The organism is Novosphingobium sp. SG751A (genome assembly GCF_013149295.1).
In the GTDB taxonomy this organism is placed as follows: Bacteria; Pseudomonadota; Alphaproteobacteria; order Sphingomonadales; family Sphingomonadaceae; genus Novosphingobium.
This window is the reverse complement of sequence record NZ_JABGCB010000009.1, coordinates 179711-206417: the sequence shown is the minus strand read 5'-3', so window position 1 is coordinate 206417 and position 26707 is coordinate 179711. Positions and strand designations below refer to the sequence as shown.

Sequence of the window (26707 nt, the reverse complement as noted above, 5' to 3'; positions counted from 1 at the left end):
GCGACGCCTCAGGCTGGCCAAAGCCCGTTTGCCAGCTTTCAGAATGACCGGGTAATGGCTATCGATGCGTTGAATGGGCGCTGGGGCGTATATTGCGGGATGCCCAGCCGAAAGGGATTGCCATAGGCAAAGCGATTATCCAGCCGGTTGAGCAGATTAGCAAGTTTCAGGTCGAAATGGCTACGCCCCCAATCGACGCCAGCCTCCAGTCGGCTCTCCAGAACATCACCCATCGGCCTGTTCAAGGCCGGGTCGAAACTGAGGCTTTCAGATCCCAGATATCGCAGGCTCAGTTTGACGTTGGCGGAAATAGGTCCCACCCGAAAGTCGTGATCCATGCTGCCACGTAATGTCAGCATCGGAATCGTAGGTAACTTGCCGTACATGTTTGCAATGAAGGAATTGGTTTCAACAACTTCCGCGTTCTGCACGGTAACGCCTGTGGCAAGGTGCCAACCGTACCTGAGTGGCAGGTCCAGCGTAGCCTCAGCCCCCACGATGCGGGCTTGGCCTACATTATGTGTAACGATCAGCCCGTTAGGCAGCACATGATCGGTTTGAATATCGTGCCACCAGGTTATAAACCCGTCAGCCTCAAAACTGCCGCCATTGGCGAATTTTTCGCGCCAGCCCAACTCAAGCGTGCGCACCCCATCGTCAGCAAGTTGCTTAACCTTGCCGCGCCAACTGAAGTCCATAGCGCCGGGGCGGTTTGCTGTACCATAGTGGATATAGAGCAAGCGGTCCGTAATATGCCATGACAAGGCAGCTGACGGCGTAAATGCCCATTGCCTCGCCCACCGCGTCAGGGTTTGAATGCCGCCAGTAAAATCACCGCTCTGCTCACCATGGTAGACCCGGCCGCCAATCTCAAGCCCCAAACGACCGGTCAGGGGCAGGTTGATTTGCCCGAACGCGCCCGTTTCCTCGGTCTTGCGCAGGGCATAATCGATAGTCATCGGGGAAATGGGATCGAAAGATGAAAGTGTCCGGCTGCCGCGCTCTCGGGCAGCCATATAGGCGAGGCCCAGCAGCCAGCCAGCCCGGCCAAGAGCACCATTGAGCCGGACTTCTGCATCGACAAGACGGTAGCTGCGGACATCCCGAAACAGACTCGGATCAGCCAATCCGAAAGCATCGGCACCAATGGTCGCTTCGAATGTGTCACTGACATTTTGCTCGGTATAACCACCCAGGACAACCGCCTTTACGCTGCCCAGTTTCCCGACAAGTCGGGCCGAATAATGATCAATATTGCTGTCATGCGGTTCGGCCAGTTGCGACGGGCGCCAGAAGCTGCCCTCCGTGTAGGTATACTGGCTGTCGGAAGTATTGATATGCTGGGTCATGGCGCCAAGGTCGGCCCGCCAGCCCTCGCCCAGTTCGACGCCCAGACTGGCCCGACCGCCACGTGTCACGCTGAAATTGCCGTTCGGCCTGTTGCCGGTATCGATCCATCCCGGCTCGTGACTTTCATAACCCACCAGCCGCAGCGCGATCCGGCCCGGAACAATCGGCGTGTTGACAATGACCGAGCCGTTTTCTCCAAAAGTCCCATGCATGGTGAAATTCAGCCCGGCTGAGACGCTGCCGGTAAACTTTTCGACATCGGCCTTTGCCGTGACGATATGAAACACCCCGCCAAGCGTACCCAGCCCATAGAGGGTGCCCTGCGGGCCTTTGAGCAGCTCTACACGCTCGACATCGACCAGCCGCAAATCAGGAGCGGGCGCGGAATAGGTCAGGCGCGTTTCATCCAGCACGACGGCGACCGGCGACTGGTTGGAATCGTTAAACGGGCTGTCGGCCACGCCGCGCAGGAACATCCGGTTCCGACCGGGCCCCAGCGCCGTCAGATTCAGCCCTTCCACCTCGCTGGCGACATAACCGGTATCCCGGTTCGGATCATAACGGTCATGAGGCGTCAGTGCGAGAACGGACAAGGACTGGGGTATGCTGAACAGCGATGCATTTTGCTTCGTGCCCGTCACCACGATGGTGCTGCCTTCTCCAGCCTCGACAGCCGGTGCAAACCGGGAGACCGGGCGGGGCGGCGGCGCTTTTTGCCTGACGATGCGCCAGGCATTGCCGCCCACCTGTCTAGCCTCAAGCCCTGTGCCGTTCAGCAAGCGTGCCAGCGCATCGGCGGCGCCGTGAGCCTTGTGTACCGATGGCGTGCGGATATTAGGAAGATTGCCATCGACGCCGATGGACAGGCCGGTTTGCCGAACAAGGACTTCGAGCGCCTCGGCCAGCGCCAGCGAGGGAATTTCAATTTTGCGGCCGGACGCCTCCGGCTGCGCTTTGGCCTCAGCGCCCGGAAGCGGACAGGCGATCACCGCCAGCATCACGCACAAGCGTGAGGCCCAAGAGCTGGGCAAGATCGCGCTTGGTCGCTTCCTCATCCTTAACCGTCAGAATTCCCGTAAAGCGCCGATCCCGCAATTCCACCGGCACGCCCAGACGTATCCCCGCATAACGCTCAAGATCGAGCGCGACCAGCGATAAAGGTGTCTGCTGGTAACGCAATGCGCCGCCGCGCCAGCTTCCGGGGATGGAAGGATCGATATTCTGTGTTTCGGCAAAGCTGGCAGCAGCATTGTACAGGAGGGCCTTGCCGCGCTGCAAATTGAGCGGCTTAGCAAGTTCGGCAGAAGAAACGGCAACTTGCCCATCCGTTACGCCTATCCGTACCAATGAACCATCGACGCGCACATCGAAGCTGGTGCCGATATCGCGGATCACCAGCGGACCGGCCGCGATTTCCAGAGTGCGCGACGGAACATGGCGAATGGTGAACCACGCCCCGCCCTCCAGTCCCATATGCCCTTGATCCGCGCCTTTGATCGTCAACCTGCTGTGGGGGGCAAGAACGGCCTGAGAACCATCCGCCAGAGTGACGGTGTGCATTTGGGCACCGGCAGTATAGACAAGCTCCGGCTCATGCAGCAGCAACGGCAGGGTAAATACGGCCGCCGCGACCGCCGCAACCGCACCGATACCCAAGGCCCGGTAACCAAAGAGAGATGGCGCAACAATCTTTGCTCGCTGCGCCTCCATAGCTTCAAGCACCTTATGCCGCGCTTCAATCAATCCTGCATCAGCGATGGCAACTTCCTGATAACAAGTTCGATGTTCGGGGCTGGCATCAAGCCAGAGCGTGAACCTTTCCCAGTCCATGTCATCACCCGAGATTGCAAGGTGCCAACGAATAGCCTCTTCAACAACGGTATCAAGCGACGGTTTTTCGTTCGGGTGCATGGTCACTGCTCTCCACCCAGTTGGATCTGGTTCTGTTTTCCTCTTTTACTAGACGAGGACGTCTTCGAATTGTCACACCTCATTTAATCACGATCGCAAAAAAATTTGCGTAAGTGGCGCATGGCCACCACGAGATGCTTTTCCACTCCGCTGCGGGAAATGCCCATGATCCGAGCGATCTCGGCATGCCCCAATCCTTCAAGGCGATAGAGCGTCAAAGCCTTACGGGCTCCCGGTGGAAGATTGACGATGGCCTGCGCCAAAGCTTCGGCTTCCTGCCTCTCTTCAATAACGGCTTCCGCGTTTGGGGATGGATCAGCCTGGTCTTCCGGCGCTCCATCCCCGCGGCCCAAGCTTTCGAGCCAGCTCGACTGGCGGGCCATGGTCTGTTGACGCGAACGGAAATGATCGATCGCCAGATTGTTGGCCATGCGGAACAGATAGGCCCGGCCGTTTCCGACAGGGCCGACCTGCACAATCGCGACCTTGACCCACAATTCCTGCATCAAATCATCCGCCTCGCCCGCATTCTGGCAATGGGCTTCCAGAAAGCGCCGCAATTCGGCGCGATGCTGCTCAAACAGACTCGCAAGGCCGGAGGGGTTTGCAGGAGAAGATGCGGCGGCGTCCATCGGAGCTCTTTGACAGGGAGTCGATTCGAGTTAGGCCCAAGCCCTATAGTGCATCCATTCACCTGCCGCGAGGGGACCAAACACCCTCTGCCAAATAACGTAAATCTACATTTTTTCTGCGCCTGCCAGGATCGAAATACCTGCATTTTCAAACGTATATGGCGATATCTGGTCCGCGCAGGCCTGGGCAACCGCTGCGTGATCCCACCACAAGGCAGGTGCATCTCTCAGACATTGGGTCAATTGCGCCAGATTTCCGGACTCGAACACAAGACCACAGGCAGAATTATTCGCCAGTTCAGGCACACATCCGCACCGGTCAGAGACGATCACAGGGCACCCGAAATGCAACGCCTCATTCACGACCAGCCCCCACGGCTCACTTGAACTCGGCAGAATGAGGGCCGTGGCGTCCAGATAATTCGAATAGAGCGCCTCGCCGGAAAGAGCGCCGGTGTACTCAATCTTGTCGGAAACGCCCAAGTTTTCGGCGAGAACCTTCAACACCTCATCCATCGGGCCCGCACCAACCAACCTCAGCCGCGCCTCTGGAAGATCCACGCTTACCCGCGCAAAGGCCTGGATCAGCAGATCGATACGCTTTTGCTGTGCGAGCCGTCCCACATAAAGGAACAAAGGCGCATTGGCCGCAGGAGCTGCCCTCAGCCTGCGTGCCAACACCTCGGCAGCATCGTAGGTATCGGGCAAGGCCGCCGCCTGACACCCTATTACAGTCTGCTCCACGTCGACCCCAAGACTGACAACATATTCCCGCGACCGCAGACCATAACAAAAGACGATCCTGGCCTTGCCCAGGATGAAGCGCTTAACGAAATCCTTCCACCATACATGTTGACGATCAAATATCGTGGAATCGCAAAAAACGCCCCATGGCTTCCCTCTGGCCCGAAGGATCAGACCCTGCACGATATATTCCGGGCGGTCATAACCTGCGAGAATAACGGCATTTGCTTTGGTCTTAAGGGCATGCCGGGCCAAAACCCAAATCCGCCGCCAAACCGGCGTGTCCGAATAGCTGCCTTTGAACACCAAGGTCATGGGATAGCGATGCAGCCCCGCCTCGACCGAGCCCAGGCCGATACGTTCATGATCGGTTTCGGCTATCTGGAAGACATGCATGGCGATCTGGTGTGTGGCGGCTGCGTTCGCCATCGCGGAGAATATCAACGCTTTATACCGCGACCACATGATATTATGCCATATTTCCAAGGAACTATGCCTTGGCCGCCGGGCATCCAGTCTGGGCAGAACTGGATCAAACATGGAATCTCCCTATCTCATCGGCGCAAAGCAGGTCTCCAAAGCATGAGCGCTCCATGACCTCGAATATTTGACGAAATGCCCCGGTGATCTCCGCAGTCGGTCAGGTAAAAATTTTTATATGTTTTTTATACTCGCTCCCCAACGAGGGAATGCCCACCTTCAGGCATATGACCTCGTGGTAAAACCAACTAAGTTTGATGATGCGCACCTGGCCAAGGCGTGATCCTCGATCCGGTCGAGCAGATTTAAATGCTCGGATTGGAGCGAATTGGCGTCCCCCTCCCCCCTAACTCCCCGGTAAACCGCCCCCTTACCCCGCCGCCCGCTGGCCCGCGCGCGCGCGTCGGGTCATGTCCTTCCCCATGAACGGAATGGACGCCACCACAGGAAAACCCCTCTCGGGCGATGCGCATCTGGCGCAGTCGGTGGCCGATATCCTCACCACGCCCATCGGCTCGCGCGTGATGCGCCGCACCTATGGCTCGCTGATCCCCAGCCTGATCGACGCCCCGATCAACGCCGCCACCCCCATGCTGATCCGCGCCGCCACCGTGCTGGCCATCCGCGCGTGGGAGCCGCGCCTCTCCATCGCCCGCGTCCGCCTGTTCGGCGCGCCCGCGCAGGGCAAGCTCACCATCCAGATCAGCGGGCAGCGCGCCGATACCGGCAAACCCGTCACCCTCTCCATCTCACCCTGAAGGATCACGCCCATGCCCCACGGCCTTACCCTCACCGAATCCACCAGCGGGGCGCGCAGCCTCGCCACCTCCTCCATGGCCGTGATCGGCATCATCGCCACGGCCAGCGCGGCGGCAGGCGCGGCCACCACCGCGCTCGATGCCGCCTTCCCGCTCGACACGCCGGTGCTGATCACCAACATCGCCGAGGCCATCGGCAAGGCGGGCTCCGGCGGCACCCTGCTCCCCACGCTCGAGGCCATCGCCGATCAGGTCACCCCGGTGCTGGTGGTGGTGCGCGTGGCCGAGGGTGAGGATGAGGCGGAAACCAGCGCCAATGTCATCGGCGGCAATGTCGGCGGGGTGAAAACCGGCCTGCAGGCGCTGATCGCTGCCAAGAGCGTCGTCAACGTCCGCCCGCGCATCATCGGCGCCCCCGGCCTCGATACACAGGCCGTCACCGCCGAGCTGGTGATCGCGGCCAAGCGCTTGCGGGGCCGCACCCATGCCCGCGCCATCGGTGATACCGACGCCGAGGTGATGACCTATCGCGAGAATTTCTCCGCGCGCGAACTCACCCTGATCTGGCCCAACACCTCGCCCACCTTCATCGGTGACGCCACCGCCCGCGCGTTGGGCCTGCGCGCCCGGATCGATGAAGAAACGGGCTGGCACAAGACGATCAGCAATGTGGCGATGGATGGCGTCACCGCGCTCACCCGCCATGTCGATTTCGACCTGCTCGATGCCACCACCGAGGCGGGCGTCCTCAACGATGCCGGTATCGTCACGATCATCCGCGAATTCGGCGGCTTCCGCTTCTGGGGCAACACCACCTGCGCAGGGAGCGATCAGTCGGAATACAGCTTCGAAAGCGCCGTGCGCACGCTCCACGCGCTGCAGGATATCGTGATCGAGGCTTTCGCGCCGGAATTCGACAAGCCGATGTCGGTCGCCCTGGTCAAGGATCTGCTCGAAAGCTGCAACACGAAATTCAGCGAGCTGGCCACCTCGGGCTGGATCATGGGCGCCAAGGTCGCGCTGGCCGCCACCGGCAACACCAGCGCCGAACTGGCCGCCGGTCGCCCCAAATTCGCCCTGCGCTTCACCCCCTGCGCGCCGTTCGAAAACCCCACGGTCGATTTCGCGATCACCGAGGAGTTTTACAGCGATTTCGCCTCGCAGGTCGCCGCCTGATCACGCCTTCGCCTTTCTGCCCCCTCTTCTGACAGGAGCGTCCCATGGGCCTTCCCCGCAAGCTCGTAAACCTCAACACCTTCGTCAACGGCGCCGATTTTCGCGGCATCATCGGCGAATTCGAACAGCCCAAGCTCTCGGAAAACACCAATGACTGGCGCGGCGGCGGCATGCCCGGCACGGTCAAGGTCAAGAACGGCCTCAACCCGATGGAGGCCACGCTCACCTTCGGCGGCCATGAAACCGCGCTGGTCCGCCTGTTTGCGCGCGATGACACCCGCATCCGCCTCGTCTGCGCCTATCAGGCCAAGTCCACCAGCACGCCGCAGGCTGTCGATATCTACATGCGCGGCAGCTTCAACGAGATCGACTTCGGCAAGGACAAGCCCGGCGATCAGACCGAACACAAATACAAGGCGGACCTCACCTATTACCGCCGCGAGGTGAACGGCGTGGTCGAAGTCGAGATCGACATGCTCAACGGCATCTACATCGTCGGCGGCGAGGACCGTTACGCCGACATCATGGCCATCCTCGCCGGGTAATTCCCTTTCCCCAGATCCGTGCAGGCGGTCCTTTTGCGGGGCGCCGTCTGCCCGGTGGGCCGGTGGCGCCCTCTCCCGCCACCGGCCCCTTCCCCGCCCCGCGCCATCCGAAAGCCCCGCTCATGACCGACACGCCCCCTGTTGCCGCCGCTCCCGGCTCTTCCAGCCACACCTTCACCCTTGCCGCCCCCATCCTACGCGGCGAGATCGCAATCGATGCCCTCACCATCCGCAAGCCCAGCGCGGGACAGCTGCGCGGCCTCTCGCTGCAAAACCTGCTGGCGCTCGATATCAGCGAGATCCTCAATGTGGTGCCGCGCATCACCATGCCGCCGATCACCGGCGCCGAGGCCGACATGCTCGATCCCTCCGATGTGGCCGAGATCGGGGGCGCGATCCGCGATTTTTTTATGACGCAGGGCGAGCGCAAGCTGCTGCAGATGGTGATCGAGCAGAACACGCCGAAGAGCTGATGGCCGACATCGCCGCCATCTTTCACTGGCCGCTGTCCGAGATTGCGGCCCTCACGCTCGACGAACTGATCCTCTGGCGCGGCCTTGCCGTGGAGAGCTGGAACCGCATGTGGGCGGGCAAGGAAGGTGAAGGATGAGCGACAAGAAGCTCTCGCTGCTGGTCAATTTCATCGCCATCGACAAGATGACCGGCGTGATGAAGAACATCGTCGGCCTTGGCCGCGACGGCTCCAAATCGATCAAGGCGCTGACCGGCGAGACCAAGAAGCTCGATAACCAGTTGCGCAAGGTGCAGGCCGATATTGCCAAGGGCGCGGGCAATATGACTGCGCTGATCGACAAGGAACGCGCGCTGGCGGCCCAACTCGCGCTGACCAACACCCAGCTTGAGAAACAGAAGCGCCTCGCCGCGATCCGCGCCGATACCAATGTGATCCAGCGGCGCGGCGCCGACCTGCGCCAGCGCGGCCAGGACAACATGCTGGGCGGCGTCGGCATGGCCACGCCCTTCATTCTGGCCAGCAAGGCCGCGATGGATTTCTCCAGCGGCATGGTCGATATCCAGCAAAAGGCCGAGCTGACCAACGGCGAGACCGCCCGCATGGCCGCGCGCATCCTCGACCTGTCCAAGGTGGCGCACCAACTGCCTGAGGATATGCGCAGCGGCATCGACACGCTGGCAGGGCTCGGCCTCGATCCGCGCAAGGCCATCGAGATGATCGGCCCCATCGGGCGCCTCGGCACCGCCTTCAAGGTGGATCTGGCCGATGGCGCGAACGCTGCCTTCTCCAACCTCAACAACCTCAAAGTGCCGATTGCCGAGACCGCCCGCGCGCTCGACATCATGGCCGCCTCGGGCAACGCAGGCGCGTTCGAGGTCAAGGATATGGCGCGCTGGTTCCCCTCGCTCACCGCCCAGATGCAGGCGCTGGGGCAAAAGGGCACGCCCGCCGTCGCCGACCTTGCCGCCGCGCTCCAGATCGCCCGGCGCGGTGCGGGCGATGCCGATGCTGCGGCCAACAATATCCAGAACCTGCTCTCCAAGATCCAGTCGCCCGAGACGGTCAAGAAATTCGCCAAATTCGGCATCGACCTGCCCAATGCCCTCAAAAAGGCCGCACGCGAGGGCAAGACGCCACTCGAGGCGATTGCCGAGCTGACCCAGAAGGCGACCAAGGGCGACACCGCCAAGATGGGCAATCTGTTCGAGGATATGCAGGCACAGGGCGCCCTGCGCTCGCTGATCCTCAACATGGATGATTTCCGCAAGATGCGCGCCGATATCGCGCGCAGCGGCGGCACCGTGGACAAAGCCTTCGCCCAGCGCGAGGCGCAGGATGCCAGCATCAAATGGCGCGACTTCATGGGCGCGGTCCAGCGTCTGGGCATTGTCCTGGGCAATGGCTTCCTGCCCGCCGCCACCCGCTTTCTGTCCGTGGCCGATGGCATGATCTCCCGCGTGGCCGCCTTTGCCCAGGCGAACCCGCGCCTCACCACCAGCCTGATGACGCTGCTCGGCGTTCTGGTCGCCGCGCGCATTGGCGTGGGCGCGCTGCAATGGGGCATCGGCGGCCTGTTTGGTCCGATCGCGCTGCTCTATCGCCTGCTCAAAACCTATGAAGGCCTCGCCGGTGTGGTGGCCATCTTCCCCCGGCTTGCGGGCGGCATGGGTCTGGTGGCGGGCATCGCCCCCAAAGTCTCCGGCGCGATCAGCGGCATCATGGCCACCATCCGCCTCTTTGGCCTGTCCTTGCTGACCACACCTTGGGGCCTTGCCGCTCTGGCCGTGCTGGGCGTGGCGGCGGGCGGTTATGCGCTCTATGCCAATTGGGACACGATCAAGGAAAAGTTCGGCGGCGGCCCCGCCAAGCCGACCGGCCCGGCGCCCAAGGGCAATTGGGCGGGCGCAAAAGTCGCCAACCCCTTCCCCGCCCTCGCCCCCGTCCGCCCCGCCGCCAGCGCCGCCGCTGCCCCCGGCGCGCGCGGCCCGGTCACGCTCAACGTCTATCCCGCCCCCGGCCAAAGCCCCGACGCCATCGCCAACCATGTCATCCGCAAGATCGACCATGCCCAGGGCGTGGCCGCGCGCTCCAACATGAACGGCGGGGATGGACGCTGATGGCTGACCTTACCTCTTCCAGCCTGATCGACCTGTCCACGCCGGTCACGATCAACCAGCGCGACCTGCTCTCGCCCGCCGTCCTGATGAGCCTTGGCCTCTTCACCTTCGGCATGGAGCAGGCCGCCTATGACCAGCTCTCGCGCCGGATGACATGGCGCCATGAACAGAACGACCGCTTCCTTGCCCGCCCGGCCAGCCAGTTCGCCGGGCCGGGTGACGATCATGTCTCCATCGCGGGCACGATCATCCCCGAAGTCGCGGGCAATTACGGCGCGCTCACCTTCCTGATCGACATGGCCGATGGCGGCGATGCCTATCCCCTGCTCGATGGTTTGGGCACGCTCTGGGGCTTCTACCGGATCGATGCTCTGGATCAGGCGCATAAGGTCATCATGGCGGGCGGCATCCCGCGCATGATCGACTTTGCCCTCGAACTCTCGCGGGTGGAATGATGGCGGCGAACAAGGCTGGCCTGCGCCTGACGCTCGACAATGGCACCGATCTGGCGGCTAAGATCAACCCGCGCCACCTCTCGCTGACCCTCGTGGAAAAGCGCGACGGCTCGGCGGATGAACTGTCGCTCTCGCTCCAGAATGTCGATGGCAGGCTGGCCGTGCCCAGCGCGGGGGCGATCCTCTCTTTGGCGCTGGGCTGGGAAAGCCGGATCGACGATCACCCGGTCGGCCTGATCGAAAAAGGCCGCTTCCGCGTGGATGAGGTTGAGGAAAGCGGCCCGCCCGATATCATCACCATCCGCGCGCGCTCGGCGGATCTGGCCGGCACCTATGCCAAACGGCGCAACCGCGTCTGGCATGACACCACGCTGGGCGCCGTCATCGCCGACATCGCCGCGCGCCACGGTATCACCGCCCGCGTTCACCCCGATCTGGCGGGCGAGCCCATCGAGGCGCTGGAGCAGCACAACAAATCCGACATGGCCATGGTGCAGGATCTGGGCAAACGCTTCGACGCGGTGGCGACATGGAAGGATCGCAAGATCCTGATCCTGCCCAAGGGCAGCACTACCACAGCGGGCGGGAAGACGATTCAGGCGATCACCCTGTCACGGCAAGATGGCTGGCGATGGCGCTACATCCGCTCCGAACGCGGCGCGCAGTCGGGCGTCGAGGCGCAATATCACGATGGATCGACCGGCGCGCGCAAGACGGTGAGCGAGGGCAGCGGCGATGCCTATCGCCTCAAGCATATCTATGCCAGCAAGAGCAGCGCCACCCGCGCGGCCAAATCGAACCTTGCCAAGCGTCAGCGGGAGAAGAGTAAGTTCGAATATTATCTGGCCGTGGCTGATTGTCGATTGCGGCCGAACCAAAGAGTGGCGCTCACAGGGTGGAGCGCGGCGGTAGGCGGGACAAAGTGGCTGGTCGAGAGCATCGACACGACGATGGATGCCGGTGGGATCAAGCAGATGGTGAGGTTTGAGGGGGGCGTAAAATTCTATCAATTGCCTTTGGCCAGCAGATAAATTTTCACCCCCGCGCCTTTTGCATGACGGCCAAAAGTTGACACTCGACTCGACCTATGTCGAATATCGAACACGGATGTCTGGCAAGAAAGACTTGGTTCGGCTTCGGCTCCAGTTGGACAATCCGTCCTATTGTGTCGTTCGAAAGCACCTGTAGGGGGCCGCAACGGAGCTCAGAGTAGGTATGGACGAAGCATCAGCAAAGGCTCAGGTTTTGAGCCACATCAGGCGATCAGCGCGCTCGGCATTGCCCTTGGTTACGGCTGAGTTTTCTTTAGGGAAGAGCGGTGTGCGGGCCGATTTGGTGCTTCTGGCTGAGAACGAATTGATTGGCATAGAAATCAAAACTGAGCGCGACACTCTCCGCCGCTTGCCGACCCAGATCGCCGGATACAGCCGATATTTTGATTATACCGTGGTTGTAGTTGCGGAATGTCACCTGCCCGGTCTTGCCGCTATTGATTTGTGCGGGGCCAGCGTGTGGGCTTTCTCCAACAACGGCATTCGTACGATTTCCAACGGCCATCGCAACAGTGTGTTGCCATCGGCGTGGCTGGAACTGCTGCCGCTTCAAGAGCGCCGTCGCGTTGTCGCAAGCGAAGTTCCGCTCAGAGACCATGTTTGCCAAGTCTTCACGAACCGCTACAGCAAAATCAGTGCAAGGTTTTGGGCGGAAATAAGCGGTAGAACTATCACGGCTAGGCACATGCCATTGCTCAGCCGCTTTTCGGAGCGGCGAGAAGCCGAGCGCCAAATTTCACTTCAACGCGAAGCCTGCTGGGATAAATGGCACGATGCGATCGCAGCCTTTGCCTAACCATCCCAATCTTCTTCGGTATCATTCGCCAGTCCGGGCTCACCGTAGAAAGTCTGTAGTTGCAGGTGCAGATTGATACGGGCTGCAGTTGCCTTGGTTGGATTATCAATCGCAGAATGATCCCCGCGTGCGGTCCGCTCAATCATTTGCGTGCCCCAGACTCGCAGATCGGGATTCCAGACAGCATTTGCCATAAGCGCTCTAGCTTGCGCACCATAAGCAGACGCTCCCGCATCATCATCACGGAAAAACCACCAGTTATCGAACTGAGGATAGTCGATCCGCGCTGGAATGACCCCGCTCCCGCCCGATAGCGGCTCAGCTCGCGCGCTTCCTCGATCGCTGTATATCAATCGGCCTTCCGGTACGTGCCTGACCACCTCTCGAAAAAGAAGCCTTTCATAAATTTCCCTCTGACGAGGGATATTGCTAAAATTGGAAGGAAACGACGATGCCGAAATTGAAACATGGCTCAACGGGGCAGCGGCAATTATTGTTTGGAAATAACCTAAAACTTGCAAACCGATCGAGAGATGGTCCTTGCTCGCCGTGCCAAAATCGATGAGAAAGCAAACACCTCGTCCACCATCTGTGGCACGCGCCACCCCTTGCGCCAGAACAGGAAGCGAGGGAATGGCCTGCCGTTCCACTGGCACCACAAGCCCCCGTCCCAGTTGAGATAACTGGCGGATCTGCTCAAGTTCATTAAGAGGATCTGACCCGATCTGCGCTACTGGTATGTAATTTGGGTGATTTCGTAAAAAATCTACCCAGTTTGAAAAGCCTTGCACGGGATTTCGCAACCTGTCGATCTCTTGAAAAACCTCTCGGTCACGACCTACTTCTCGCTCTCCCACCGAAACAGCGACTGGCCGTGCTCCATAAGACTGCTCAATACGGTCTGTAACGCTTTTCAACTTTCGTGCAGACACCCAAGACTTAAGGGGAATAATCGGCAACATGGCATCTTTGGTGGGGCCTGGGAGTTCCTCGAGCGCACGCATTTCTGCTGGTTTCATACTCAAGATCGGCAAGTACGAAACTTCAGACCAATTCCTAAGCATCTACGGCCACCCCCAACTGATCGAGCTTAATTTTCATCGCAGCTTCGGAAACAGAAAATGCCTCTGCAAGATAAATGATCAACCCTGCTCCGCCTCTCTCTTCTGCAATTTCCAGATATTCAAGAACAAGGTCATCAGGCATCAGAATATCTGCCGCCAGCCTGTTGGCCTCCGCCTCCACCCGGTTGGAAAGTGTCGAGCGATACAAGACGTCATCTGTTATGCCCTCGCCAATCTGGTCTGCATGCAAGAGAACATGGGCCAGTTCATGCGCAACCGAAAATCGCTGACGCTTCTTCGGATCATGCCGGTTGATACGAGCGATAAACCCGCCGTTGCCATCGGGTCTGACTTCGCCCGAAATCCCAGGCGCCAAAGTCGCTGCTTTGACGGGTACACCCAGCGCTCTCGCAAGATCCGGCAAACGGACGGGTGCGACGTCGTGAAACTGTTTAATCAACTCCCGGACTCGCTCCGGCAAGTGCCTCCATTCAGGGCTCATGCTTCGCTATCCTCTTCATCTAACAAGGTATCCTCGGCAGGATTTCCAAAGGCCACCTTCTGTACAGCAGCTTCGATCAATGGGACCATCTCAGGTGAGTTGATTTTGTCAGTGATTAATCGGTCCACCTCTGAGGAGATATAAGACCGCAGTTCGCCTGCTCCAATCTCTTCTTTGAGATGCTGTAAAGCCGCCGCAGTTGCCTGTTCGACCGAAGCCTCGATTGAAGCCTTTTTCGCCTCTTCTTTCATTTGGGAAAACCCCCAAAGAGCGGCCAAGGCCAATAGTCCTCCAAAGAGAGCGACAATCACGCTGACGGCGGCAAGGAGGGTAGCCGCCAAATCTGGATAGCTCATCTCTGGATACCCATGATCAACGCGCATTGTAGTAACCAATGCCGTCCCGACGGCCCCGACCAAGCTGTAAAAGATGGGCAAACCTGCTGCTTTACCCCAAGCCTTTACCCGCAGGAACGCTGTCACTCAGACCTCCTCAACTCACAAACTACCAACTACTTATGCTGCTGTTCACTATCTCTCCCAATCAGTTCTCCCCCACACCCGCCGCAGGCAAAACCACATCAACCAACTTCCACCCCAAATCATCACGCTTGAACACCAGTTCCGGCGCAGGGCCACCGGCGGTTTCAGGCCTAGCCGTAAATCGCCCAATGCCTTTATGAGTAATCGTCCATTTCGCTTCCGGCGCCGCACTTACCTCAGCGTCGGCCTGCGGGCGGATTTTGCCCTTGTTGATCATGGCTCTTAGACCATCCGCCGAGACAATTCCGTCAACAAGATGATCGACCATCGCCATGCCCACCATACTGCCCAAGGCAGCAAACGGATTGCTGTCCTGCTGCTTGGCGACTTCCGCCATCACAACGGCCTTGGCTTGGCTCTTGATGGATTCTCGAACCGCAGGGAAGTCAACCTTCTCGGCCAGATCGTCGCGATCGCCCTCCCGCACCGCCTCTTTCAAATCGCGCATCGCAAGATAAGGCGATCCAAAATACCACGTAGGTGGAGCAACAACTGCAACAATCGCAGCCGCGATAATCGCTGCCTTTTTCACTATGATGCCCCCTCATCCCATCCACGAATCTACGTAATGCAGATAGGTCGATTTCTGTGAAACCTTAAACTCCATACCTCTTATTGCCGCCACTGGTGATGCAATACCGCCCGCCACGCGGCCCGACACACACATTGCCGCCATTGCACGGGCAAGATCCTGTGCTGCTCTCGCCACGGCTTGAATAGCCGCCCGAGAAACCACGCACACGCGACCGCCTGCTGTGCTTAGAGAATGAACTGTGGCTCGAATAGCCCCATCCGCCTCGTCCGCGCGCCTGCACGCTATCCGTCGCGCCAACGGTAAACAGCGTCCCCACGAACACCCCCAAAGCAACAGCGTTACGCAAAAACATGTGCCACCTCGCCCGTCTCGTTGATAGGGTTGCCCTGCCGCTCTTTCCGCAACCGAGCCTTTTCCTGCTCTCGCCATTTTAGCCGCAAATCATTTCTGGCTTTTGAAATTTCCTCAGGCGTTTCAGAACCATTGATGTACCCCATCAAATGACCATCGATAAGGCGTGGGTTCCATTTAACACCCGAGTAATAATTCTGGGTACAACGCAGCATATGATAGCAATGCCTCGCGTAAGTATTTCGCAGATCATCTCCAAAATCCTCGCTCCATTCGATACGACTATTGCGCCCCATAAGCAATTTCAGCGTATCATTCACAATGGAATCATAGATAAAAAACGCCATCGGGGCGTGAAAATGGAGGTACTTGGAAACAAACGAGGTACGCCCATGCACCTTACGGGTGCCATCGGCAGTCCGCCCTCTCCATTGCTTTATACTCGATACAATAAGGTCGTTTAGAAACCTATGTGTCTCAATGATTTGGCTGAGATTTCTGAAACTCACCCGCCCGATATTCCGACATTGTTCGATCATCCGATCAAGCTCGACACCCTGCTCAACAACCGCTCGGGCCAGATGTTGATACAGGCCATCGGCTTCGCTTGCGGAATCTTCCCCCTTGCTTCCACCGCCTCTCGTCACTGCCGCAGAATAGACCCTGCCAATAATCAGCATCTTATCCTGCACTATGGCCGGGTCTTTGTGATCGGGGTAATCCCGAACCATGCGGTAAAGCACGGTATTGCCCATGCCTCCGGCCGCTTGTTGATCGCATACCCAATCAGGCTCGGTCATAAATTCCCCCCATCAAAACCCCTACCCCTCCCCAAACCACTCGGCATCGCTGATCGCCCGCTCATTCACGCGGGGGCTGGCGGCGCTGGTGGCTAGGGATTGGATGATTTGCATGACGGAATCGCGGTCGCTGGGGGAAAGGGCCTGAATGTGGCGCAGCATTTCCAGATCTTCGCGGCTGTAGGCCAGGGCGAAGGCATCTTGCGAGGCGTCGTCGGTGTATCCGGCAAGGTATTCGGGGGAGACTTTCAAGGCGCGGGCGATTTCATACAGGTCGAGGAATTGGGGCAGTTTTCCGGCGGTCAGATCGCTGATCACCTTGGAGGGAACCCGCGCCTCATAGGCCAGCATTGCCTGCGACTTGCGTAAAAAACGCATACAAAGCCGTACCCTGAATGAGGTTACGGCTGATTTGGGATGAAGGTATGCCACCATTATGGAGCCGATTGCTCCGGATCGGGGCGATGGTGGCGACTGGCCAAAGTCCGCAGAATATGGAGTGCCGCCGCCCGATCTTTGGGCTGGACGCGGTGGAACAAGTCCAACCATTCTCGTTCTTCTGACGATAACGTGACCTCAGCAGTTTCACTAAGGGGGTCGTCGGTCTCTCCGGCCAAATAAGCCGGGGAGACACTCAACTCACGGGCAAGCTCAATCAGGGCCGAAGAACTGCGGGTTTCGCCGGAAATGAGCCGCCCAATTGACGGCTGCTTAAGCCCTACTCGGCGCGCAAGCTCGCTTTGGCTGATCTGTCGATCAGCCATCAGCTTTTCGAGTCTGTCACCTCTGATCGTTGCCATAGCTAAGGGTTATACGGAAACGAATAACACCACACGCAACATTTATGTTGCGATAGACTATGCATATCCGTATAGGCTGGCCCATGGAAACCGCCCCGACCCGCTATGAGGCCCTGCAACAAGTGGCCGCCCGCTACCCCTCGCAACAGGCGATGGCCGATGCGTTTGGGGTTTCCCAACCCACAATCTGGCGCTGGCTCAATCAGGCAAAACAGATCCCGCCCACCTTTGCCCTGTTGGCCGAAAGCCTCACCGGCATCTCCCGCCATCACCTGCGCCCCGATATCTATCCTCCTGAAATCCCGCTCGCCCCGGCCCGCTTCTGCGGCGTAGATCACACCGCTTCCCTCGTCGCGTTCAATCGCGGCGCGGCTTTGCGCGAAGGAGCGCAGGCATGAAGACCGCACCCCATCAAATCATCGGAGAAGATCTTTGGCTCGTGAACCACACGAACAAGCCGTCGCGCTCGACTGCCTGCGCATTGCCATCGACGGCGCCAAGCACTTGGGTTTCGAGGCCCTGCTTACAAATGCCGAAGGTAACCCCTGCCTCACCTCGACTGCCGCACGGCTTTATTCATTCGTCACCGGCGAGGCGGAAGACGACGCCAAGCGCAAGCTCAGCGCCGTCCGGGAAACGCTTAATCCTAGCTGAAGTAGACCTGCGACTTTGCGCCACCGGTACGCTCATCGAGCAATTCCTTTTCGGCAGCCAAAATACGCTTACGAAAACTCTTGTACGCCAAGACCAACTCTTCCTGAGACCCATGAAATGCACCGGTCTCAGTCTTGGCCCACGCCGCGGCCAACTGCGCCGCCACCAACGCTTGGGTATCTTCGCTAATCGCCATTCCGAATCTCCTGTCTTGTTTGGAAACAACAGGATGGCCAAAGCCGGGGGCGCTTCAAACGCCCTCGGCGGAGGTTATGCACAATGACCCTGCGCCGCGAACCGCTCACTTATGAAAATACTATGCTGGCTGTGGCGCGGGTGCTGGGCTGGGATACGGTCGCGGGCATCTGCGGCGTGTCCTCGCGCTCGGCGCGCTATTGGGCCGAACCGGAATGCCAAAAACAGATCCGTATGATCGACGCCGAACGGCTCGACCGCGCCTTTGTTGAGGCGGGCGGCGATCATCGGCCCTTCCATCGCCTGATGACGATGCGGCTCGATATTGCCGATATGGCCGCCAATGCCGCGCTGGCCGACCTGTCCACGCTGGCCGCCATCGCGGCCAAGGAGGCGGGCGAGGCCATCTCGGCCCTCATCATCGCCTCGCAATCGGGCGACCGCGCCAGCATCCGCAACGCGCGCAAAGAGGCGGAGGAAGCCATCCACGCCCTGCACGCCAGCGTGGCCGGCATCGAAAGCCGCGAGGCCCGCGCATGAGCGGCGAAGGCGCGCTGGGCCATCGCCCGCTGGTCTATGCCCCGCTCGAATTCCGCCTCCGCTCCGGCGGGGGCCAGGCCAAGGGGCGGGCCTTCATCACCTGCCCCAAATGCGATGCGCCGATGTTCATCCGCCGGTCCGAACGCCAGACCGAAACCGTCAAACATATCGACGCCCATTGTACGAACACCGGCTGCACGATGACCGGCATGTTCGAACTGGTCTTCATCCATTTCTTCAATCCCGGCCTGCTCGATCGCGCTGATCTCAAACTCAAAGCCTGCCCGCGCGATCAAATCCCCCACGTCCTGCCGCCGCCGCGCGATGATGCCGACGACGCGCAAATCTCCATGTTCGATCACCCCTAAACCCCCTGCGAGGTCCGCCATGCCCATGCCAAAAGCCGCCGCCGCCATCGCCACCGTCGCCCTGCTGTTCACCACCGCCCTGCTGGCCATCGACCGCGTGATCGCGGGCGCGGTGCAATGCGGCGCCCTCTCCTGCCTCAACGCCTGATCGCTGTGGCCTGCCCTAACCCCAATTCGCGCGGCGGCGCCCTGTGGACGCTGGCGATCCTGCTGGGCGCCCTGTCGGGCGCCGCATGGGCCGATTGGCATGCCCCGCACATTTCCCGCCCGCCGGGTCGCACCGCCCCGATCAGCGCCCAAGGCGCGGTCGGGGCACCCTTTCCCGGCGGCGGCGCATGACGCGCCCTTGGAAACCCGAAGGCTGCGCCGATTGCGGCCTCCTCCACCCCACCCACAGCCTCAACGGATCGCACGGCCCATGGCGCTGCCGCGATTGCCATGTCGAGGCGCAGAAGAACAGAAAGGCCGCCTGATGGCTGTCCAGCCCGCCCGCGTGCGCATGGTCGAAGCTCAGCGCATCCTCAAAGCTGCCCGCAATTCGGGCCTCACCCCCAAACGCATCCGCGTGCATGACACCGGCTATGACATCATCTTTGATGATGACGGCCTGCCCGGCTCAACCCTGCCCAACCCGTGGGACGAAGGGGTGAAACAGTGACCAAGCGCCGCTGGCTTCCCCCAAACGTTACCCGCTATCAGGACAAAACCGGCCGCTGGCGCTATCGCTATCGCAAGGCGGGCAAGGCAACCTACAGCTTCCGCTCCGCCCCCGGCACGCCCGAATTTCTGGCCGAATATGAAGCGGCCCAAGCGGGCAAGCCGGTCGGCATCGACCGCGTCAAACCCGGTTCGGTCGATGCGCTGTGCGCCGCCTATTACCGCTCGCCCCGCTGGCAATCGACCCAACCGACCACGCAAAAGGTCTATCGCAGCATCATCGAACGCTGGCGCAAACTGCATGGTGACAAGCCCATTGACCGGCTCGAACCGCGCCATGTCGATGCATGGCTTGCCGCGATGAGCGACCGCCCCTCCGCCGCCAACAACCTGCGCAAGGCGCTGATGCGCCTGTTCCGCTATGGCGTGCGCATGGGGTGGATGGCCCGCAACCCCATCATCAACACCGAACCCTATCGCATCACCGGCAATGGCATCCACGCCTGGACCGAGGAAGAAATCGCCGCCTTTCAGGCCCGCTGGCCCTTTGGCACGCGCGAAAGGCTGGCGCTCGAACTGATGCTGTGGACCGGCCTGCGCAAAAGCGACGTCATCCGCCTCGGCCCGGCCCAGCGTCAGGACGACCGCTTCTATCTGCGCCATTCCAAGAACAATTCGGACACCATCCTGCCCGTCGCGCCCGATGTCGATCGCGCGATCTCGTCGCTCGATCCGGCCTATGTGGGGGTCAAAACCTATCTGGTCACCGAATTCGGCAAGCCCTTCACCGCCGCCGGATTCGGCAACTGGTTCCGCGCCCGCTGTGATCTGGCCGACCTGAAAAATTGCAGCGCCCACGGCCTGCGCAAAGCGCTGAGCCGCCGCATCGCCGAGGCTGGCGGCACCGCAAATCAGGGCCGCGCCGTCACCGGCCACAAGACCGACCGCATGTTCGCCTACTACTCACAAAGCGCCGACAAAGCCGCTCTTGCGAACACAATTTTGGCGAACGTCTCCGAAAAGTTCGCCAAACTCAACAAGCAAACCTCTGAAAAATAAAGGTTTTCATATGTATAATGGTGCACCCGACGGGATTCGAACCCATGGCCCTCAGATTAGGAATCTGATGCTCTATCCTGCTGAGCTACGGATGCACGCGAAGCTGGCCATAATGGCGCGGGCGCGCTCTGGCAACCACCGGCGCGCACAAAGGCTCAGTTAATCTGATCGGGCGGAGCGACGGGGATCAGCAAGGGCATGATCTCGACCCCCTCCTCGACCAGTGCTTTGGCGTCCTCGGGGCTGGCCTGACCGTGGATGGCGGCGGGCTCCTTGTCGCCATAATGCATGGCGCGCGCATCCTCGGCAAAATTCTTGCCGACCCAGCGCGAGGATTTGATCGCCTCGGCCTGCGCCTGGGCAAGAACGGTGATGGCAGCCTGCAATTTCTCGCGCGCTTCGGGCGGCAGAGGCGGCATTGATGAAACGGCAGGCGCGGCGGCGGGCACAGCAGTAGAAGTCGGCACCGGCGCGGCGGCCTGCTGGTTGCCCTTGCGGTTCAGGCGCGGGGCCATCGGGGCCTTGAACACATCATGGCTGTCGCATTGCGGACAGGAAACCAGCCCGCGCAATTGCTGCTGCTCAAAATCCTGCGACGAGGCGAACCAGCCTTCAAACCGATGCCCATGGTCGCGGCAGACAAGATCGAACACAATCATGGCGCGGAAATCGTGCGCCGGTTGGCAAGGCTAGGCAATTGGGCGCGGATTTCGGCAAGGCGCTGGGGCTCGATCTCGGCAAAACCAAGACCCGCCACGTCGCCGCCCAGATCGAGCAGCACATCGCCCCAAGGATCGACCGCCAGCGAATGACCATAGGTGGCACGACCATCCTGATGCTGGCCCACCTGCGCGGCGGATATAACATAGGCGCTGGCCTCGATGGCGCGGGCGCGCTGCATGATATGCCAATGCGCCGCGCCGGTGGGCACGGTAAAGGCGGCGGGAATGGCGATCAGATCGCACCGCGCCCGGCCTAAAGCCTCAAACAGCGCAGGGAAACGCAGGTCATAGCAAATCGCCAGCCCCAGCCGCCCGGCGGGCGTGTCCACCGTCACCACCTGCTCGCCCGGACGATAGGCCCGGCTCTCGCGCCAGCTCTCGCCGGTGGCAAGGTCCACGTCAAACATATGGATCTTGTCGTAATGCGCGGCAATCCGGCCCTTGGCGTCGATCACAAAGGTGCGATTGGCGGCGCGTTCTTCGCCATCCACGCGCACGGCTAACGAGCCCAGCACGACCCAGATGCCTTCCTGCGCGGCAACCTCGCGCGCGGCGGCCAGCACCGGGTTTTCCTCGGGCGCGACGATATGGGGCGCAGCGCGCAGGCGGTCGCGGTCGATCAGACCGCACATTTCCGGCGTGAACAGCATCGTCGCCCCGCCTGCCGCCGCCGCGCGCGCGGCATCGGCAATCGCGGCGGCATTGGCGGCGGGATCGATCCCGCTCGTCATCTGAAGCAGGGCGACGCGGGCCATGTTAGAGCCCCAGCAGCGGGTCGAGCTTGCCCGCCGCGTCCAGCGCGTGAATGTCGTCGCTGCCGCCCAGGGCGGAATCGTTGACGAAAACCTGCGGCACGGTGCGCGCGCCCGGATTGCGCTCGGCCATCTCGCGGCGCTTGGCGGTGTCCATTGTCACATCGATCTCGGTATAGGCCACGTTCTTGCTGTCGAGCAGCGCCTTGGCGCGCACGCAATAGGGGCAGCCCCATTGGGTATAGATTTCGACCTTGGGGGTGGTCATCGGGCAAGTCCTTCTTTGTCGTCTGTCGGGGTCTTGAAATAGGTCGCGGCTAACATATCTCAAGACGCGTGTCATGCGCCGCACCGGGCATGACCACAAATGCAAAGCGCCGACAAGGGCTTTCAACGAACCGAAAATTGCTCATATTGCACGAGGATTTTTGCTATGACCCGTTTTGACTTCACCCCCTATCGCCGCAACACGGTGGGTTTTGACCGCCTGTTCGACCTGCTGGAAAACGCCAATCGCGCGGGGGCGAGCGACAATTACCCCCCCTTCAACATTGAGCGCAAGGGCGAGGATTCCTACCGCATCACGCTGGCTGTGGCCGGTTTCAAGCCTGCCGATATCGAGATCGTCGCACAGCAAAACCTGCTGATCATTCAGGGCCGCAAGCATGACGAACATGCCGCCGCCCAGAGCGAATTTCTCCACCTTGGCATTGCCCAGCGCGGTTTCGAGCGTCGCTTTGAACTGGCCGATTTCGTCCGGGTCGAGGCCGCCAATCTCGAAGACGGGTTGCTGGTCATCGACCTGATCCGCGAAGTGCCCGAGGCGATGAAGCCCAAGAAGATCGCCATCGGCACGACCGGCCCCGCCCCGCTGACCGTGGTGGAAGGCAAGAACGCGGCCTGATTTTCACGCGCTTCCCAAGAAAGCCTTCCGCGTCCACCCTGCGCGGAAGGCTTTTTATGCCTCCCGCGCGTTGCGGCTCAATTGCCCGATCTGAAGCGCGATGGCCACCAGTTCGGCCTCGCGCCGCACGCCGCATTTCTGGAAAATCGAGCGCATCTGGGCGGTGACCGTCTGGACGCTGGTGCTGCGCGCGGCGGCGATGGCTTGCCTGCTTTGCCCCATGGCCACCAATGCAGTCACATCACCCTCAGCCCGCGTCAGGCCCAACGCCTGCGCCAGCACCGCACCATCGAGCATATCGCCGCGCAGAGGCGAGCGGAAAGTGATGATCGCGGCCGGGGCAAAGCCGAAACTCCACGGCCGCAGGGGCAAGGGATTGACCTCGACCAGCAGCGGCGGCGAAGCATGGGGCACCCACAGATCCTGCAAAGGAACCGGCTGCGAGGCGATGGCGGCCCCCACGGCGCGCTGAAGCATGGTGTCGAAACCGGTATGGGCGGCCTGCAACTGCCCGTCCGCGATGGAGAGCAGCCCGCCCGACAAGACACCCTCGGCCTGATGGGTCCATGCGCAGACCCGCCCTGCCCCGTCGATCAGCATCGCGGCCGTGCGCATCATGTCGAGCGAGCCGCGCAGCAGCTCGGTGCCCTGATGGTCAATCGCATTTTGCAAACGCACCCCGGCCAGCACATGGGGCAGGCAAGCGCCAAAGACCGCGCGCTGATCCGGGGTGGACAGCCCGTCGGCATTGCCATGCAGCATCGCCAGCCCGATCATCGAACCTTCGCCCTGCATCAACACGGACTGACAGCCGAATTCGCCCTCCAGATCGCGCGCATGGCTCAGATAGACTTCGTTGGTGCCCGCCTGCTGGCGAAAGGCGTCATAATCGGCCTCGAAAGTGACGGCCATGGGGGCCCCCATCGCGCCGATGCGGTAATTCACCTCGGGCTTATAGGCCTCGATATCGACAAACGTCTGTCCGTAATCGAGCGGGGCGTCGGTCATCCAGTTGAAACGCGCATGGCGCTGGTTCATCGCGATCAGATGCCCGCGCGAGGACCCCGTGGCGCTGGCAAGGGCGCGCAGAGCCTTATCCCACCCATCATCGGAAAGAGGCGCAGCAAGAAACGCTTCGGCCAGAGTTTGCCCCAGAATCCCCGATTCCTCCCCAAAACAAGACGTTCAGCCTAATCCCCCGCCGTCCTCCTTGCAATGGGTTACACAGGCGGTAACCCTGACCATGATCGCTCCCTCATGATCGCCCCATTCGTCGCGGTTGACGCGCCGCCGCCCCGCGCCCATGGGCAAACGCATGACCCCGGCGCCATCCCCCACCTCGCATTATTTCACCAGCCAGAGCCTGCACCTGCACTATCTGGATTGGGGCAACCCGGATGCTCCGGTGCTGATCCTTCAGCATGGCGGGTTCGATCATGCCCGCTCGATGGACTGGATTGCGCGCGAACTGGCGGCGGACTGGCATGTCATCGCGCCTGATCTGCGCGGCCATGGTGACAGCGACTGGTCGGGCGATGCGGCCTATAATATGGCCGGTTTCATCTTCGATTTCGTCAATCTGATCGAGGAAATCGGACAGGATCGCGTAACCATCTGCGCCCATTCGCTTGGTGCGATGATCACCACGCGCTATGCCGGGCTCTATCCCGAAAAGGTGGCCAAATTCGTCAATATCGAGGGGCTGAGCGTGCCCGCCAATGCTGACCCGCTGCTGGCCATCACGCCCTTTGCGGCGCGGTTGCGCGAATGGGTGGCCCAGCATCGCGCCGCGCCCAGCCGCCGCCCCCGCTCCTATATCAGCGAGGCGCAGGCCCGCGAAAGGATGCGCGAAAAGAACGGGCATCTCAACGAGGAGCAGGTCCACCACCTGACCCACCACGCCCTGCGCGCGCAGGAGGATGGCACCTATCGCTGGAAATTCGACCCCCGGCTCAACATCTTCCCGCTGGTCGATTTTCAGCAGGAGGAGATCGAGAGCCTGTGGCAGGCCGTCGCCTGTCCGATGCTGTTCATTCAGGGCAGCGAGAGCTTCATGCCCAACCCGGCGCAGGATGGCCGGATCGGACATTTCCGCGACGCCCGCCTGATCGAATATGACCGGGCCAGCCACTGGCCCCACCATGACCGCTTCGACGCCTTTATGCCCGACCTGCGGGCCTTCCTTCAGGCCTAGCCACGCAGTTCCGCGATCTCGGCGCGCAATTCGGCAATGCGCACCAAAGGCCCGCGGATATATTGGTCCAGCGTGGGCAGATCGTCCATCTCCACCCCATGCGCGGCGGCATAATGCGCGATCAGATCGTCGGATTCGCGCATATAGATTCCCGGCGCGATCTGGACCGTGGGGAAACTGGGCTTGGCGAAATGCGGGGCCAGTTCTTCGCGGATCGCGGCCTCGCGATCATCGCCGGGGACGAATTCGCGAAAATCGAAATGGCCGCGAAGGCCCGATTCAAGCAGAAACAGGCGGAATTTCAAACACCACGGACAGCGATCCTTCAGATAGACAATCGGGCGGAAATCAGAGGAGCTCATCGTGCCTATCCTGCTTGGGTTTCTGTGAGGGTGGTTTGGCCGTCATCGGGGTCGTTTTGTCAAGTGCGCTTGGGTGATGGCCTCCATCGCGCGCACCGCTACTGAAAGCGCTTGCAAGAAATCGCACCCTTGCCTATCCTTGGAGCCATAACAAGCGGTGGCAAGGGAGAGCCATGTGACGAAGGGCCATATGACCCGGCAAAAACACTCGGCCATTGAACTGGTGACTTTGTCCTATCTGCTTTCCTATCTGCCCTATGTCATCCTGACCCGTTATCTGGCCACCAATGGCATGGACAGCCATGGCCACCCGCTGACCGGGCTGCATATCCTGCCGGTGATGCTGATCAGCGCCGCGGTCTCGACCTATGGCTTCATCTGGATTTCGGGATGGGGTCGGTTGATGCACCGGGTGCGCGTGGGCGGCCTGTCGCTGCCGGGGGCCACGCGGGCCACGTTCTGGTCAGGGCTGTGCACGGTCTTTGTGCTGACGACGGTGCCTTTGTCTTATACGTTCCGCGATGTTTCGATCCCTTTCATGCAATTGCTGATGCGGGGCGACATTCTGATTATCGCGCCGCTGGTCGATGTGCTGCTGGGGCGGCGGGTGCATTGGTGGTCGTGGGGGGCGCTGGTGCTGGTGGCGCTGGCGCTGTTTCATACGCTGAGCGCGCGCAGAGGACTGGCGCTGCCGCCTTTGGCGCTTCTCACGCTGCTTATCTATACGGCGGGCTATTTCGGCCGCCTCTGGGTGATGACGCGCGTGGCCAAGGATGATGATCCGGTCCGTCTGCGCCGCTTTTTCAGCGAGGAAAAGCTGGTTGCCTTTCCCATTGCCATCCTCTCGCTGGCAGGCATCGCATGGACGGATCGGGCGCCGGGCGGCGCGGGCGCGCAATTGCTCTGGGGCTTTACCGATGCGTGGCGCAGCGAGCATCTGCCCGCGATGATCCTGACCGGATTGATGGTCTGCGCGACGGGGGTATTTTCCGGCCTCATCCTGCTCGATGGACGCGAAAACAGCTTTTGCGTGCCGCTGGAACGCTCGGCCAGCATTCTGGCCGGCGTGGGCGGCACGGTGATCCTTGCCGCATTCTATGGCGGCAAATGGCCCAGCGGGGCCGAATTCATCGGCGCCGGACTGCTGCTGATCGCGGTGCTGCTGCTATCGGTCGGGCCGCGCCTGCCGCGCCGCACTTGAAAACACGGGGTTTG

General features: G+C 60.9%; 38 protein-coding genes and 1 tRNA gene. 20 read left to right on the top strand and 19 right to left on the bottom strand.

Annotated elements, in window-relative coordinates; genetic code table 11:
• Positions 1-38: 38 nt before the first annotated feature.
• The 4 genes from FHW96_RS14145 to FHW96_RS14130 form a co-directional block, all read right to left on the bottom strand.
• Positions 39-2348, bottom strand: coding sequence for a TonB-dependent receptor (locus FHW96_RS14145; protein ID WP_172341219.1), 2310 nt, complete (start codon positions 2346-2348; stop codon positions 39-41).
• Positions 2311-3261, bottom strand: coding sequence for a FecR domain-containing protein (locus FHW96_RS14140; RefSeq protein ID WP_172341218.1), 951 nt, complete (start codon positions 3259-3261; stop codon positions 2311-2313). The genes FHW96_RS14145 and FHW96_RS14140 overlap by 38 nt, the downstream gene beginning before the upstream one ends.
• Positions 3262-3344: 83 nt before the next feature.
• The gene (locus FHW96_RS14135) at positions 3345-3893 is read right to left on the bottom strand and encodes an RNA polymerase sigma factor (protein WP_253950956.1); all 549 of its coding nucleotides are present in this window, start codon (positions 3891-3893) and stop codon (positions 3345-3347) included.
• 105 nt (positions 3894-3998) lie between these two features.
• Positions 3999-5102 (bottom strand): glycosyltransferase, encoded by a 1104-nt coding sequence (locus FHW96_RS14130; RefSeq protein ID WP_172341217.1) that lies wholly within the window; start codon positions 5100-5102, stop codon positions 3999-4001.
• Positions 5103-5539: 437 nt separating this feature from the next.
• On the opposite strand from FHW96_RS14130, the gene FHW96_RS14125 reads away from it, so the two are divergent.
• The 9 genes from FHW96_RS14125 to FHW96_RS14085 all read left to right on the top strand — a co-directional run bounded on the left by FHW96_RS14125 (position 5540) and on the right by FHW96_RS14085 (position 12491).
• Complete coding sequence (locus FHW96_RS14125) at positions 5540-5875, top strand: GPW/gp25 family protein (RefSeq protein WP_172341216.1); 336 nt, start codon at positions 5540-5542, stop codon at positions 5873-5875.
• Positions 5876-5887: 12 nt separating this feature from the next.
• Positions 5888-7051 (top strand): phage tail sheath subtilisin-like domain-containing protein, encoded by a 1164-nt coding sequence (locus tag FHW96_RS14120; protein WP_172341215.1) that lies wholly within the window; start codon positions 5888-5890, stop codon positions 7049-7051.
• A gap of 44 nt (positions 7052-7095) precedes the next feature.
• Positions 7096-7596 carry a phage major tail tube protein gene (locus FHW96_RS14115; protein ID WP_172341214.1) on the top strand — a complete coding sequence of 167 codons (501 nt, stop codon included), beginning with the start codon at positions 7096-7098 and terminating at the stop codon, positions 7594-7596.
• A 122-nt stretch (positions 7597-7718) separates the two neighbouring features.
• Positions 7719-8069, top strand: a complete 351-nt coding sequence (locus FHW96_RS25970) for a phage tail assembly protein (RefSeq protein ID WP_216650897.1) — start codon at positions 7719-7721, stop codon at positions 8067-8069.
• Positions 8069-8206: a GpE family phage tail protein gene (locus FHW96_RS14105; RefSeq protein WP_172341213.1), complete on the top strand. Its 138-nt coding sequence runs from the start codon at positions 8069-8071 to the stop codon at positions 8204-8206. The genes FHW96_RS25970 and FHW96_RS14105 overlap by 1 nt, the downstream gene beginning before the upstream one ends.
• A complete protein-coding gene (locus FHW96_RS14100) occupies positions 8203-10188 on the top strand; it encodes a phage tail tape measure protein (RefSeq protein ID WP_172341212.1) in 1986 nt (661 codons plus the stop codon). Before FHW96_RS14105 ends, FHW96_RS14100 begins: the two co-directional genes overlap by 4 nt.
• Positions 10188-10643, top strand: a complete 456-nt coding sequence (locus FHW96_RS14095; protein ID WP_172341211.1) for a phage tail protein — start codon at positions 10188-10190, stop codon at positions 10641-10643. The genes FHW96_RS14100 and FHW96_RS14095 overlap by 1 nt, the downstream gene beginning before the upstream one ends.
• A complete protein-coding gene (locus tag FHW96_RS14090; protein ID WP_172341210.1) occupies positions 10640-11674 on the top strand; it encodes a contractile injection system protein, VgrG/Pvc8 family in 1035 nt (344 codons plus the stop codon). The genes FHW96_RS14095 and FHW96_RS14090 overlap by 4 nt, the downstream gene beginning before the upstream one ends.
• Positions 11675-11858: 184 nt before the next feature.
• Entirely contained in the window at positions 11859-12491 is a 633-nt protein-coding gene (locus FHW96_RS14085) for a sce7726 family protein (RefSeq protein ID WP_172341209.1), read from the top strand.
• Here FHW96_RS14085 and FHW96_RS14080 read toward each other — a convergent pair.
• The 7 genes from FHW96_RS14080 to FHW96_RS14050 all read right to left on the bottom strand — a co-directional run bounded on the left by FHW96_RS14080 (position 12488) and on the right by FHW96_RS14050 (position 17085).
• Positions 12488-13555, bottom strand: coding sequence for a beta family protein (locus tag FHW96_RS14080; protein ID WP_256432862.1), 1068 nt, complete (start codon positions 13553-13555; stop codon positions 12488-12490). The genes FHW96_RS14085 and FHW96_RS14080 overlap by 4 nt on opposite strands.
• A complete protein-coding gene (locus tag FHW96_RS14075; RefSeq protein WP_172341207.1) occupies positions 13548-14057 on the bottom strand; it encodes an ImmA/IrrE family metallo-endopeptidase in 510 nt (169 codons plus the stop codon). The genes FHW96_RS14080 and FHW96_RS14075 overlap by 8 nt, the downstream gene beginning before the upstream one ends.
• The gene (locus FHW96_RS14070; RefSeq protein WP_172341206.1) at positions 14054-14539 is read right to left on the bottom strand and encodes a hypothetical protein; all 486 of its coding nucleotides are present in this window, start codon (positions 14537-14539) and stop codon (positions 14054-14056) included. The genes FHW96_RS14075 and FHW96_RS14070 overlap by 4 nt, the downstream gene beginning before the upstream one ends.
• Before the next feature lie 61 nt (positions 14540-14600).
• Complete coding sequence (locus FHW96_RS14065; protein ID WP_172341205.1) at positions 14601-15131, bottom strand: DUF2939 domain-containing protein; 531 nt, start codon at positions 15129-15131, stop codon at positions 14601-14603.
• A gap of 341 nt (positions 15132-15472) precedes the next feature.
• Positions 15473-16285 carry a hypothetical protein gene (locus FHW96_RS14060; protein ID WP_172341204.1) on the bottom strand — a complete coding sequence of 271 codons (813 nt, stop codon included), beginning with the start codon at positions 16283-16285 and terminating at the stop codon, positions 15473-15475.
• Positions 16286-16306: 21 nt separating this feature from the next.
• Positions 16307-16636, bottom strand: coding sequence for a hypothetical protein (locus FHW96_RS14055; RefSeq protein ID WP_172341203.1), 330 nt, complete (start codon positions 16634-16636; stop codon positions 16307-16309).
• A gap of 83 nt (positions 16637-16719) precedes the next feature.
• On the bottom strand, positions 16720-17085 hold the full coding sequence (locus FHW96_RS14050; RefSeq protein WP_172341202.1) for a helix-turn-helix domain-containing protein: 366 nt from the start codon (positions 17083-17085) through the stop codon (positions 16720-16722).
• A gap of 83 nt (positions 17086-17168) precedes the next feature.
• Here FHW96_RS14050 and FHW96_RS14045 point away from each other — a divergent pair, with 83 nt between their 5' ends.
• Both FHW96_RS14045 and FHW96_RS14040 read left to right on the top strand, forming a co-directional pair.
• Positions 17169-17483 (top strand): YdaS family helix-turn-helix protein, encoded by a 315-nt coding sequence (locus FHW96_RS14045; protein WP_172341201.1) that lies wholly within the window; start codon positions 17169-17171, stop codon positions 17481-17483.
• A gap of 34 nt (positions 17484-17517) precedes the next feature.
• The gene (locus FHW96_RS14040) at positions 17518-17739 is read left to right on the top strand and encodes a hypothetical protein (RefSeq protein ID WP_172341200.1); all 222 of its coding nucleotides are present in this window, start codon (positions 17518-17520) and stop codon (positions 17737-17739) included.
• Here FHW96_RS14040 and FHW96_RS14035 read toward each other — a convergent pair.
• Positions 17732-17935, bottom strand: a complete 204-nt coding sequence (locus FHW96_RS14035) for a hypothetical protein (RefSeq protein WP_172341199.1) — start codon at positions 17933-17935, stop codon at positions 17732-17734. The two genes, FHW96_RS14040 and FHW96_RS14035, sit on opposite strands and share 8 nt — an antisense overlap.
• An 83-nt stretch (positions 17936-18018) precedes the next feature.
• On the opposite strand from FHW96_RS14035, the gene FHW96_RS14030 reads away from it, so the two are divergent.
• The 6 genes from FHW96_RS14030 (at position 18019) to FHW96_RS26755 (ending at position 20558) form a co-directional block, all read left to right on the top strand.
• Positions 18019-18474 carry a hypothetical protein gene (locus FHW96_RS14030; protein WP_172341198.1) on the top strand — a complete coding sequence of 152 codons (456 nt, stop codon included), beginning with the start codon at positions 18019-18021 and terminating at the stop codon, positions 18472-18474.
• Positions 18471-18842: an ogr/Delta-like zinc finger family protein gene (locus FHW96_RS14025; protein ID WP_172341197.1), complete on the top strand. Its 372-nt coding sequence runs from the start codon at positions 18471-18473 to the stop codon at positions 18840-18842. Before FHW96_RS14030 ends, FHW96_RS14025 begins: the two co-directional genes overlap by 4 nt.
• 19 nt (positions 18843-18861) lie before the next feature.
• A complete protein-coding gene (locus FHW96_RS26510) occupies positions 18862-18990 on the top strand; it encodes a hypothetical protein (protein ID WP_256432861.1) in 129 nt (42 codons plus the stop codon).
• Entirely contained in the window at positions 18960-19181 is a 222-nt protein-coding gene (locus tag FHW96_RS14020; RefSeq protein ID WP_172341196.1) for a hypothetical protein, read from the top strand. Before FHW96_RS26510 ends, FHW96_RS14020 begins: the two co-directional genes overlap by 31 nt.
• 133 nt (positions 19182-19314) lie before the next feature.
• Positions 19315-19500 carry a hypothetical protein gene (locus FHW96_RS14015; protein ID WP_172341195.1) on the top strand — a complete coding sequence of 62 codons (186 nt, stop codon included), beginning with the start codon at positions 19315-19317 and terminating at the stop codon, positions 19498-19500.
• Entirely contained in the window at positions 19497-20558 is a 1062-nt protein-coding gene (locus tag FHW96_RS26755; protein WP_172341194.1) for a tyrosine-type recombinase/integrase, read from the top strand. The genes FHW96_RS14015 and FHW96_RS26755 overlap by 4 nt, the downstream gene beginning before the upstream one ends.
• 18 nt (positions 20559-20576) lie before the next feature.
• Here FHW96_RS26755 and FHW96_RS14005 read toward each other — a convergent pair.
• The 4 genes from FHW96_RS14005 to grxC all read right to left on the bottom strand — a co-directional run bounded on the left by FHW96_RS14005 (position 20577) and on the right by grxC (position 22300).
• Positions 20577-20653: transfer RNA gene (locus tag FHW96_RS14005), tRNA-Arg, on the bottom strand.
• A gap of 60 nt (positions 20654-20713) precedes the next feature.
• Positions 20714-21217, bottom strand: coding sequence for a DUF1178 family protein (locus tag FHW96_RS14000; protein WP_172341193.1), 504 nt, complete (start codon positions 21215-21217; stop codon positions 20714-20716).
• Complete coding sequence (locus tag FHW96_RS13995; RefSeq protein WP_172341192.1) at positions 21214-22035, bottom strand: carbon-nitrogen hydrolase family protein; 822 nt, start codon at positions 22033-22035, stop codon at positions 21214-21216. The genes FHW96_RS14000 and FHW96_RS13995 overlap by 4 nt, the downstream gene beginning before the upstream one ends.
• Position 22036: 1 nt before the next feature.
• Entirely contained in the window at positions 22037-22300 is a 264-nt protein-coding gene (gene grxC, locus FHW96_RS13990) for a glutaredoxin 3 (RefSeq protein ID WP_172341191.1), read from the bottom strand.
• A gap of 165 nt (positions 22301-22465) precedes the next feature.
• Between grxC and FHW96_RS13985 the strand changes: the two genes are divergently transcribed.
• Positions 22466-22936: an Hsp20 family protein gene (locus FHW96_RS13985; RefSeq protein ID WP_172341190.1), complete on the top strand. Its 471-nt coding sequence runs from the start codon at positions 22466-22468 to the stop codon at positions 22934-22936.
• Between the two features lie 54 nt (positions 22937-22990).
• Here the strand turns inward: FHW96_RS13985 and FHW96_RS13980 are convergent, their stop codons facing one another.
• The gene (locus tag FHW96_RS13980) at positions 22991-23974 is read right to left on the bottom strand and encodes a helix-turn-helix transcriptional regulator (protein WP_172341189.1); all 984 of its coding nucleotides are present in this window, start codon (positions 23972-23974) and stop codon (positions 22991-22993) included.
• Between the two features lie 147 nt (positions 23975-24121).
• On the bottom strand, positions 24122-24253 hold the full coding sequence (locus tag FHW96_RS26505; protein WP_256432860.1) for a hypothetical protein: 132 nt from the start codon (positions 24251-24253) through the stop codon (positions 24122-24124).
• Here FHW96_RS26505 and FHW96_RS13975 point away from each other — a divergent pair.
• Positions 24252-25130 (top strand): alpha/beta fold hydrolase, encoded by an 879-nt coding sequence (locus tag FHW96_RS13975; RefSeq protein WP_172341188.1) that lies wholly within the window; start codon positions 24252-24254, stop codon positions 25128-25130. The genes FHW96_RS26505 and FHW96_RS13975 overlap by 2 nt on opposite strands.
• Here FHW96_RS13975 and FHW96_RS13970 read toward each other — a convergent pair.
• Positions 25127-25492 carry a glutathione S-transferase N-terminal domain-containing protein gene (locus FHW96_RS13970; RefSeq protein WP_172341187.1) on the bottom strand — a complete coding sequence of 122 codons (366 nt, stop codon included), beginning with the start codon at positions 25490-25492 and terminating at the stop codon, positions 25127-25129. The genes FHW96_RS13975 and FHW96_RS13970 overlap by 4 nt on opposite strands.
• A gap of 175 nt (positions 25493-25667) precedes the next feature.
• Here FHW96_RS13970 and FHW96_RS13965 point away from each other — a divergent pair, with 175 nt between their 5' ends.
• Positions 25668-26693 (top strand): hypothetical protein, encoded by a 1026-nt coding sequence (locus FHW96_RS13965; RefSeq protein WP_371815718.1) that lies wholly within the window; start codon positions 25668-25670, stop codon positions 26691-26693.
• Positions 26694-26707 lie beyond the last annotated feature (14 nt).